Source organism: Embleya sp. NPDC059213 (genome assembly GCF_042754445.1).
Classification (GTDB): Bacteria; Actinomycetota; Actinomycetes; order Streptomycetales; family Streptomycetaceae; genus Embleya.
Genome location: NZ_JBHZAV010000266.1, coordinates 1 through 10,114 on the forward strand (window position 1 = coordinate 1; position 10,114 = coordinate 10,114).

Sequence of the window (10,114 nt, forward strand, 5' to 3'; positions counted from 1 at the left end):
CCGGCATCCACACCCGCCCGCACCCCGGCACCGCGAAGCGAACGGCTCGGGGCAGAGCCCCGGGCCAGCCAAACACACGCGACACCCGCCACGGAAGCTCCCGGCAGTCGACATCGAGAAGGCGCGAAGGTTGCGAACATTCGCGGAAACCGTGCCGCCCGGGCCGACTTCACCCGGCCCGACCGATCCCGTACCGCAGCCCGCGCCAAAGACCACTCGTCGCCCGTCGGGGCGCCGAACAGGGTGCACAGGGTGGGCCGGGGCCGGGTCGGCCGGGTCCGCGCTACTCGGCGGGCGCCTCGGGTCGGACGAGACGGTTGCCGGACCATGCCCCGAGGGTGATGGCACCGGTGCAGGACAGGCCGGCCGCGTTCGCCTCTTCGGCGATCTCGGTGCGATCGACGTGACCGGGCCGGCCCGTCGTCGGCGTGAGGACCCAGATCACACCCGGGTCGGCGAGGGGCGCCACCACACCCGTGAGTTCGTCCGCCAGGTCGCCGTCGCCTGCCCGCCACCACAGCAGGACGACGTCCACGACTTCGTCCGTTTCGTCGTCCACCATCCCGTGGCCGATCACGTCCTCGATGTCGGCGCCGATCCCGTCATCGGTGTCGTCGTCCCGGCCCAGCTCCTGCACCACCATGGATCGCCCGATGCCCATCCTTCGCGCGTGGTTCCGCGCGTCGTCCTCGCGTTCCGACGAAGAGCACCGGCAGGAAGGGGATGGAGACGACCCCGCGGGTGGAATGTGCATTTCCCGATCCCCGATCCTCACTTCGGACGACGAAGTCGACGGGGAAATCGTCACCGGACATCCCCGCGCGAGTATCCACAGCGTGGCCCGGCCGGTGGCAACACTCAAGAGGGCCCGCCTCGTCCGACGTTGCGAAGCCGTGATCCGCCCCGCCGTGCCGCCGCGCTACATCGCTATCCATTCGCTCGAGACGGTCACCTCCTGGAGAAGGTCGGCGAGGGGCTCGACGCCCAGACCGGGGCCGGTGGGGACGTCGAGGTGTCCGTCGGAGAGGACGAACGGCTCGGTGATGTCGGTAGCGAAGTACCGGCTGGAGCCGGACGTGTCGCCGGCGAGGGTGAAGCCGGGCAGTGCGGCCAGGGCCACGTTGGCGGCGCGGCCGATGCCGGTCTCCAGCATCCCGCCGCACCAGACCGGGATGCCGTGGGCACGCGCGATGTCGTGGATGCGGCGGGCTTCGAGGTAGCCGCCGACGCGGCCCGGCTTGATGTTGATCACGGAGCAGGCGCCGAGGGAGATGGCCGCCGCGGCGTCGGCGGCGGACTTGATGGATTCGTCCAGGCAGATCGGGGTGCGCAGCAGCTTGGCCAGTTCGGCGTGCTGGACCATGTCGTCCTTGGCCAGCGGCTGTTCGATCAGTTGCAGTCCGAAGTCGTCGAGCCCGGCAAGTTGTTGGACGTCCGACAGCGTATAGGCGGCGTTGGCGTCGACCTGTAGGACCAGATCGTCACCGAAGCGCTCGCGCACGGCGCGTACCGGGCCGAGGTCCCAGCCGGGCTCGATCTTCAGCTTGATCCGGACGTAGCCCTCGGCGATGTACCCCGCCACCGCGTCGAGGAGTTCGGGCACGGAGTCCATGATCCCGACCGAGACACCGCAGGGGACCCGGTCCCGGGCGGCACCCAGGTAGGAGCCGAACGACTCGTCGGCACAGCGCAGTTGGGCATCCAGCACCGCTGTCTCGAGCGCGGACTTCGCCATCCGGTGGCCGGTGTAGGGCTGTAGCACCCGGCCCACCGCGTGCACGTCCAGGCCGTCCTCCGGCAAGGCGGGGATGAGGAACCTGCGCAGTACGTACTGGGCGCTGTCGACGTACTCGGAGGAATAACGCGGCTCGGACATGGCCCCGCACTCGGCCCAACCCTCGTGGTCGGCGGTGACGACGCGGACCAGCAGCACATCGCGGCGGGTCTCCACGCCGAAGGAGGTACGGAACGGGGAGACGAGCGGCATCGCGATCCGACGCAGCTCGACACCGGAAATCTTCGTCTTCACGACTGGTGGCTCCTCAAGAACGGGTGGTCAGGCAGAGGTTGTGGTCGTGGGGCGTTGCACCACGTAGCGGCGGCGTTCGTGGAAACCGACGACCCGGGCGCCCTCGGCGAGCAGGCCGCCCAGGCTTTCCCGTACGGCCAGCCGCCAGGCCCGGGCGGCGCCGGGATCGGCGAGGCGCAACGCCTCGATGTCGTCGGGGAGGTCGATGAGTACGGTCTCGGCGTCCGTCGCGGCGGTCTCCGGACGGCCTCGGTCATTGCGGACGCTGTGCTCGGCGCCGGCGGGCAGTTCGATCGCCCCGGGCGGGGCGGGCGCGGTGAGATCCCAGGCGACCAGGACCCGGTCGGACTCGTCGCCGCCGTTGATGACGTCGTGCATCGCGCCGTAGAAGGACCTCAGGTACTCCTCCGGCCGAGCGCCGAGTTTGGTCAGGTTGAAGTAGGCGTTGCGGCGGATGAGCGGGTCGTAGGTCCAGGTGATCCGGCTCAGTCGGTGGGCGAGCGCCCACTCCCGCTGGTGCATCTTGAGGGCCAGGCCCACGCCGCGCCCGACCACGGCGCCGGTGATGTGCGAGTGCAGGCTGGTACCGATGGGTTCGCCGAAGAAGGCGACCGACGCCCCTACCAGGCGTCCGTCCTCGTAGGCTCCGGCCACGTAGTTGCCGGCGTGGGCGAGCGCCCGCATGACCTCGGCGGAGATGGGTGAACTGCCGGGCCGGGAACCCCAGATGTCGGCATAGAGCAGGCTGGCGGCATCGAAGTCCTCCATCATGTGCAGTTCGCGGATCGTGGATTCGTTCATCACAGTGCCTCCGACGGGATCCGGGTGGGCCACGGGCCGGGCGCGGGCCGCCTGCGGGCGCAGGCGCCGATGATCGTGCGGCACGGTCGGGAGACCTCCGGGGTGGGCTGAGGGTCACGCTAGCCACGCGGCCCGGGGCCGAGTTGGTAGCGCGGTGACAACCTGCGCCGCCGATTCGTGCCCCGGACCGAAACGCGGGCGGCGCTGCCCCCCGGCGGTACGACGGCGATACCACGACGGCAGCACACGCCCACCGCCCGGACCGAACCAATGGATCGACGCCCGGACGCGTGGACGACTCGGCGATGCGGTGCAATGCGACGCGACGCGCCTGTTCAGACCGACATGCCGCGCGGACGAAGCGGACGCGACGGCGAACAGTCGCCGTCCACACCTCGAACACCTTCCACGGCCCGCAGCGGGGTGTGCCCGTGCCACGGCACATGCGCCTCCGAATCCTCCCGAGGGCAGTCGGCCGATCGAGCGTCGGGCAGCGCGGCAAAGGCCCCCTCCCCGGCCTGCACGCCCAGGTCCATCAGCCGCAACTGAAGCATCATGGCGAAGCGTTCGGCCGGATCCTGCAGGTCCATCCGACCCACCTCGGCCACCCGGCGGATCCGGTAGCGAAACGTGTTGGGATGCACGAACACGCTCGCCGCGGCCACCATCACGTCCCCGAAGGCGTCCAGCCACGCCCGGAGCATGTCCACGAGCTGGGCGTTGTGCTTGGCGTCGTACGCCGCCAGCCGGGCGAGCGGGCCGAAGAGTTCGTCGCGGTTGCCGATGGTGAAGTCGCGCATCTCCAGCAGGAGCGCGTCGACGTACACATCGGCGATCGACGCGACACGCCGGGACGTCCGGCCACTGGTAAGCACCCGCAGCACCCGGTCGGCGTCGGCCCGGGAGTGGGCCAGGTCGACCGGTTCGCCGGCCACCGACCCGACCGCGATGACGGCGCCGGCCCGCTCCCCGGTGCGCCGGACGAAGTTCGCCGCCACCAACACGGCACGTTCGCGAGCGTGCGCCGGATCGCCCGCCACCGGGAACAGCGCGTACACCACCTCGCCCAGCAGGGCCACGGCGGAACGCGGCTGCACGGCGGTCAGATGCACGCCCAGCGCGCCGGCCAGCCGCTGCCGCTCGGCCGTGACGTGGGCATGGTCGGCGCCCCGGCCGGGAGCCAGACCCATGGCCATGACCAACATCGGCCCGCCGCCCGGGCCGAGCCGGCGGAGCGCTCTGATCGCCGCCACGCCGCCTTCCAGCGCGGTCGTGACCAGGTCGGCACGCAGCCGGTTCTCCGCATCGGCACCCGCACGGAAACGAAGCATGTGCAGGGCGACGAGCTTGGCCGACTCCAGAAACGCCTGCTCCCGCTCCGGGGTGAGGGGCTTGCGCAGTGCCGCCCAGACGGATCCGAGGAACTCGTCACCGGCGCGCACGGCGACCGCGACCCGCGGCAGTGCCACCTCGTCGCCGAACGTCGGCGCGGGCACGTACACCAGGGCGTCGCTGCGGTACAGGTCCCTGAAGACGCCGCGCTTCTCGTGCATGCGCAGGTAGCGCTCGGGCACCTGCCGGGCCAGGATGCTCTCCACCCGCGCCGAATCCGCCTCGTCCTGCCGACCGGAGAAGGCGAGGATCCTGGAGCGGTGGTCCTCGATGGTGATGGGGGCGTCCAACAGCGGCGCGATCGCGTTCGCCAGTGCGAACAAGTCCCCGGACGGGACCCCGCCCAGGGTGTGGGTCTGCGCCTCGTCGTTGTCTCCGTCGGACAGGAACGTGCGGAACATCGCCGCCAGTTCGGCCCAGGACACGCCTCGGGTCAAGGCCAGCAGGGCCACCCCGGTCTCGGCCGCGACCTGTGCCAACTCGGCCGCGGGCTCGATGGTCTCCCGCACCACCAGTGCCGCCGCGTGGTCGTCCGCGAGCCGGCGCAGCAGCTCGACGATCTCGTCGGCGCCGTGCACGCCGACGCCGAGCACGATGGCGTGCGGCGGATGCCGCTGTTCGTCGTGTGGATCGTGGATGCCGACGCCACCGATCTCCGCCGTCCCCTCGACATCGCCGTAGAGCAGGTCGAGGTGGGTGGAGCCGAAGTCCTCGAGCACCCGGCCAAGGCTCCTGGCGGGAGGTGTCGTCATGTGGCTGATCACCTCCGCAGGTTAAAAGCGTCAAGGTTGCGGCGGCTTTATCTCAGATTACGAGGATGTGCCCGCTGCTTTGTACGCCGGAACAACCGTGCCCGTGCCCGGCGAGGCACCGGGCGTGCACGAGACGTGACCGGTACGGGTTCCGGCACCGCGCCTCCTCGGCTTTTTGGCCAGTCGTACAAAGCATCCGGAGAATCTCTGGACGCGTACCGCATGTACCCGGACGAGCCAGGGACCACGCTGTCCGCATGCACAATCCAGCAAGCGAGCGGCCGTCGCCCGGAGCCGAGCTTCGGTGAGCGGCGTGGTCGTCCGGCACCCCGTGCGTGTCCATGCGGGCCGGATCCCCCGGTCCGGCTTGCTCGGGACTTCTCCCGCTCCTCGGCCCGGCGGCGCGGCGCCGAAGCGTTGAGGACTTCCGAGCACAGGGGTGTCCGCCCTTGCAGCCCATCCCGTGAAGACGCCGCCACAGCGGCAAATACGTTCCGACCAGCGCCGGTTGAGAGGGATCCCTGTCAGATGACGGCACCATTGCACGAGCCGACCGCGAAAGCGCCCCCGAGCGCGGAAGCAGCCCCGAGCGCGGCCGGGGAATCGGCGGCAGTCGACGGCAACACCAAGTCGGTACAGGGCCGTTCGCTGGGGCGGATCGCCTGGGAGCGGCTCAAGCGGGACCGGTTGGCGCTGGCGGGCGGCGGCGTCATCCTCGCGCTCGTCGTGATCGCGCTGCTCGCGCCCGTGATCACGAACCTCGTCGGACAGGATCCGGACGCCTTCCACGAGGACACGATCGACGCGCTGTTCGGCACCCCCAAGGGGTCGCTGGGCGGCATCAGCGGCGACCATCTGCTGGGCGTCGAACCGGTCAACGGCCGGGACGTCTTCGCCCGGATCCTGTACGGCGCCCGGATCTCGCTGCTCGTCGGCTTCCTGTCCGCCCTGGTGGCGGTCGTCCTGGGGACGATCCTCGGCATTCTGGCGGGCTTCTTCGGCGGCTGGGTGGACGCCGCGATCAGTCGCGTGATGGACGGTCTGCTCGCGTTCCCTCAACTGCTGTTCATCATCGCGCTGGTCTCGGTGATGCCGAACGACCTGCTGGGCATGACCGGTTCGAGCGTCCGCGTGTTCGTGATGATCCTGGTCATCGGCTTCTTCGGCTGGCCCTACATCGGGCGCGTGGTGCGCGGCCAGACGCTTTCGCTGCGCGAACGCGAGTACGTCGAGGCCGCCCGCTCGCTGGGCGCCGGGCGGTTCCACATCCTGTTCAAGGAACTGCTGCCGAATCTCGTCGCCCCGATCGTCGTCTACACCACGATGATGATTCCCACGAACATCCTGACCGAGGCCGCGCTCAGCTTCCTGGGCGTGGGCGTCAAGCCGCCCACCGCCTCGTGGGGCCAGATGCTCTCGAACGCGATCGACTATTACGACTCGGATCCGATGTACATGATCGTTCCGGGCCTGGCCATCTTCATCACCGTCCTTGCCTTCAACCTGTTCGGCGACGGCGTGCGCGACGCGCTCGACCCCAAGGGCTCTCGCTGAACTGCCTTACCAATCAAGGCACTTCACCCGAGAATTCTCATCGAATCCGGAGGATCCGAGATCGTGACTACCCAACGCGCCTCTGCGCGGCGCAAGCAGGCACTGGCCGCCGCGGCCGTGGTCGCAGGGCTGCTGACCACGGCGGCGTGCGGCGGCGGCAGCGACTCCACGAGCGAGGCCGGCTACGACGCGGCCAACAACAAGGTCGTGAACGCCGCTGCCACCAAGGGCGGCACCCTGAAGTTCGCCGGCGCCCAGGACGGCGACTCGTGGGACACCACGCGCAGCTACTACGGCTTCGCCTGGAACTTCATGCGGTACTACAGCCGCCAGTTGGTCACCTACAAGACCGAGCCGGGCAAGGCGGGCGCCGGACTGCAACCCGACCTCGCCACCGACCTGGGCAAGGTCACGGACGGCGGCAGGACCTACACGTTCACCCTGCGCGCCGGGAGCACCTGGGAGGACGGCAGACCGATCACCGCCAAGGACGTCAAGTACGGCATCGAGCGCCAGTGGGCGCAGGACGTACTGTCCGGCGGTCCCGTCTACCTCAAGGACATCCTCGACCCCGACGGCGCGTACCCGGGCCCCTACCAGGACGAATCCGCCGACAAGCTGGGCCTGAAGGCGATCGAGACACCCGACGACACGACGATCGTCTTCCGTCTGCCGCAGCCCAACAGCGACTTCCCACAGATGCTCGCGATGCCGTCCGCCTCACCGGTACGCCAGGACAAGGACACCAAGTCCAAGTACGGCCTGCATCCGTTTTCCAGTGGCCCGTACAAGTTCGAGTCGTACGAGCCGGGCAAGAGCCTGGAACTGGTCCGCAACACCCAGTGGAAGGAAGCCTCGGACCCGGTCCGCAAGGCCTACCCGGACACCGTCGCCGTCACCTTCTTCTCCAACGCCAACGACCTGGACCAGCGACTGATCGCCGGCGACTACGACCTGGACCTCAGCCAGACCGGGCTGTCGCCGCAGGGCCGCCAGACCGCCCTGAAGCAGCACAAGGGCAACCTGGACAATCCCGTCTCCGGCTACGTCCGTTACGCGGCCTTCCCGCAGAACGTGAAGCCGTTCGACAACGAGCACTGTCGCAAGGCGGTCATCCACGGGGCCGACCACGTGTCCCTGCAGACCGCGCGCGGTGGCCCGGTGGCCGGCGGTGACATCGGAACCAACATGCTGCCCGGGTCGATCCCGGGCAACGAGGGCCAGAAGTACGACCCGTACGCCATCGCCGGCGCCGACAAGAGCGGAAACATCGCCAAGGCGAAGGAGGAGCTGGCCGCCTGCGGCAAGCCGAACGGCTTCGACACCACCATCGCCGTCCGCAACAACAAGCCGGTCGAGGTGGCCACCGCCCAGTCCCTGCAGGCGTCGTTGAAGAAGATCGGCATCAACGCGCAGATCGACCAGTACGACGGCGCACAGACCTCGGGCATCGTCGGCAGCCCCGCCAACGTGGAGAAGAAGGGCTACGGCATCGTCATCGACGGCTGGGCCGCGGACTTCCCCTCCGTCCAGGGCTTCGGTCGGCCGCTGTGGGACGGCAAGTACGTCCTGGAGAGCGCCAACAACAACTACGCCCTGATCAAGGACCCGGCGATCGACGAACTGTTCGACGCCTACGCCAAGGAACTCGACGAGGGCACCAAGGCCCGGATGGCCACGCAGATCAACCACAAGGTGATGGAGGGCGGCTACTACCTGCCCTTCACCTACGAGAAGTACCTGAACTGGCGCTCCGGTCGGCTGACGAACGTCTACATGACCGACGCCTACAACGGCTACGACTTCGTCAACCTCGGCCTCAAGCCCTCGAAGTAACTCCGGCACACCCGCCCAACGGCACGAAAGGCAGGTGAAGGCCGGCGCGGCGTGATCACGGGCCGCCGGGAAGCCCCGGCACCCGTGATCCGCGGCAGGCCGAAAGCTGTGCTCGCATACCTTATCAGGCGGCTGTTCGCCGCCGCAGTGATGCTGGTGGTCATCATCATGGTGGTCTTCGGCATCTTCTACCTCGTCCCCAAATGGGCGGGCGTCGACATCGCCGCGAGCTTCGTGGGCAAGCAGGCCGACCCCGCCGCCGTCGAGGCGGTACGGGAGAAACTCGGCCTGAGCGACCCCGTCCACCTCCAGGCGTGGGGATTCTTCAAGGGCATCTTCACCGGCCGCACCTACGCGACCGGCGGCGACGTCGTGCACTGCTCCGCGCCGTGCTTCGGCTACTCGTTCAAGAGCGAACAGGCCGTCTGGCCGGTACTGACCGACCGCTTCCCGGTGACCCTGGGGCTCGCGCTCGGTGCCGCCGTGTTGTGGCTGGTCTTCGGTGTCGCGGCCGGTGTGCTCTCCGCGCTCAAGCGCGGCAGCCTCTGGGACCGCAGCGCGATGGTCGTCGCCCTCGCGGGTGTGTCCCTGCCCATCTACTTCACCGGCATGCTCTCCCTGGCGACCTTCGCGTTCGGGCTGAAATGGTTCGACGCGCAATACGTGCCGTTCGGCCGGAGCCCGGGCGGCTGGTTCGGCGGCATGATCCTGCCGTGGATCACCCTCGCCTTCCTCTATGCGGCGATGTACGCGCGGATCACCCGCGCCACGATGATGGAGGTCCTGGGCGAGGACTACATCCGCACCGCGCGGGCCAAGGGCCTGCGGGAACAGACCGTGATCGGCAAGCACGCCATGCGCTCCACCATGACGCCGATCCTCACCATGCTGGGCATGGACCTCGGCGCCCTGATCGGCGGCGCGATCCTCACCGAGTCGACGTTCAACCTGCCCGGCCTCGGCCAGGCCGTGCTGAACGCCATCAGGAACCAGGACCTGCCCATCATCCTGGGCGTCGTGCTGATCACCTCCCTGTCGGTGTTGCTGGCCAACCTCGCGGTGGACGTCCTGTACGCCGTGATCGACCCCCGAGTGAGGCTCACATGACCGAATTCGGCATTCGCGTGAGCGAACTCGGCGACAGCGCGACCGCGGCGGACGAACCCGCCGACGCCTCGCCCGCATCGCCCGCCTTCCTGGAAGTACGGGACCTGAGGGTGCACTTCCCGACCGACGACGGCCTGGTCAAGTCCGTCGACGGGCTCAGCTTCGAGTTGGAGCGGGGCAGGACCCTCGGCATCGTCGGCGAGTCGGGCTCCGGCAAGTCGGTGACCTCGCTCGGCATCATGGGCCTGCACACCGCCGGGCAGTACGGCAGGCGCAAGGCGCGGATCTCCGGCGAGATCCGACTCGACGGCATCGACCTGTTGTCGGCCGACCCCGACCACGTGCGCAGGCTGCGGGGCCGCGAGATGGCGATGATCTTCCAGGATCCGCTGTCCGCGCTGCACCCGTACTACACGATCGGCCAACAGATCGTCGAGGCGTACCGGATCCACCACGACGTGGACAAGAAGGCCGCCCGCAGGCGTGCGGTCGAGATGCTCGACCGGGTGGGCATCCCGCAACCGGACAAACGCATGGACAACTACCCGCACGAGTTCTCCGGCGGCATGCGCCAGCGCGCGATGATCGCGATGTCCCTGGTTTAAAAAAAATAACTGCTCATCGCGGACGAGACTACCAATGA

General features: G+C 68.9%; 7 protein-coding genes and 1 pseudogene. 4 read left to right on the forward strand and 4 right to left on the reverse strand.

Annotated elements, in window-relative coordinates; all coding sequences use genetic code 11:
* Nucleotides 1-283: 283 nt before the first annotated feature.
* From ACFXMF_RS44380 to ACFXMF_RS44395, 4 genes are all read right to left on the reverse strand, one after another.
* Nucleotides 284-661 (reverse strand): DUF3052 domain-containing protein, encoded by a 378-nt coding sequence (locus ACFXMF_RS44380; RefSeq protein ID WP_360323669.1) that lies wholly within the window; start codon nt 659-661, stop codon nt 284-286.
* A gap of 258 nt (nt 662-919) precedes the next feature.
* Nucleotides 920-2,029, reverse strand: a complete 1,110-nt coding sequence (menC, locus tag ACFXMF_RS44385; RefSeq protein WP_360323667.1) for an o-succinylbenzoate synthase — start codon at nt 2,027-2,029, stop codon at nt 920-922.
* A gap of 27 nt (nt 2,030-2,056) precedes the next feature.
* Complete coding sequence (locus ACFXMF_RS44390; protein ID WP_360323665.1) at nt 2,057-2,830, reverse strand: GNAT family N-acetyltransferase; 774 nt, start codon at nt 2,828-2,830, stop codon at nt 2,057-2,059.
* A gap of 335 nt (nt 2,831-3,165) precedes the next feature.
* The gene (locus ACFXMF_RS44395) at nt 3,166-4,974 is read right to left on the reverse strand and encodes a PucR family transcriptional regulator (protein ID WP_379990792.1); all 1,809 of its coding nucleotides are present in this window, start codon (nt 4,972-4,974) and stop codon (nt 3,166-3,168) included.
* Nucleotides 4,975-5,502: 528 nt separating this feature from the next.
* On the opposite strand from ACFXMF_RS44395, the gene ACFXMF_RS44400 reads away from it, so the two are divergent.
* The 4 genes and pseudogenes from ACFXMF_RS44400 to ACFXMF_RS44415 form a co-directional block, all read left to right on the forward strand.
* Nucleotides 5,503-6,528: an ABC transporter permease gene (locus ACFXMF_RS44400; protein ID WP_360307161.1), complete on the forward strand. Its 1,026-nt coding sequence runs from the start codon at nt 5,503-5,505 to the stop codon at nt 6,526-6,528.
* Between the two features lie 63 nt (nt 6,529-6,591).
* Entirely contained in the window at nt 6,592-8,364 is a 1,773-nt protein-coding gene (locus tag ACFXMF_RS44405; protein ID WP_379990791.1) for an ABC transporter substrate-binding protein, read from the forward strand.
* A gap of 108 nt (nt 8,365-8,472) precedes the next feature.
* Entirely contained in the window at nt 8,473-9,471 is a 999-nt protein-coding gene (locus ACFXMF_RS44410) for an ABC transporter permease (RefSeq protein WP_360307155.1), read from the forward strand.
* 17 nt (nt 9,472-9,488) lie between these two features.
* Nucleotides 9,489-10,073: pseudogene (locus ACFXMF_RS44415) on the forward strand (ABC transporter ATP-binding protein); the annotation flags it as partial.
* Nucleotides 10,074-10,114 lie beyond the last annotated feature (41 nt).

Bases quoted from the DNA above. Each gene is read 5' to 3' on its own strand.
- ACFXMF_RS44380 (WP_360323669.1), bottom strand. From the start codon at position 661: ATGGGCATCGGGCGATCCATGGTGGTGCAGGAGCTGGGCCGGGACGAC.
- ACFXMF_RS44390 (WP_360323665.1), bottom strand. From the start codon at position 2,830: ATGAACGAATCCACGATCCGCGAACTGCACATGATGGAGGACTTCGAT.
- ACFXMF_RS44395 (WP_379990792.1), bottom strand. From the start codon at position 4,974: ATGACGACACCTCCCGCCAGGAGCCTTGGCCGGGTGCTCGAGGACTTC.
- ACFXMF_RS44400 (WP_360307161.1), top strand. From the start codon at position 5,503: ATGACGGCACCATTGCACGAGCCGACCGCGAAAGCGCCCCCGAGCGCG.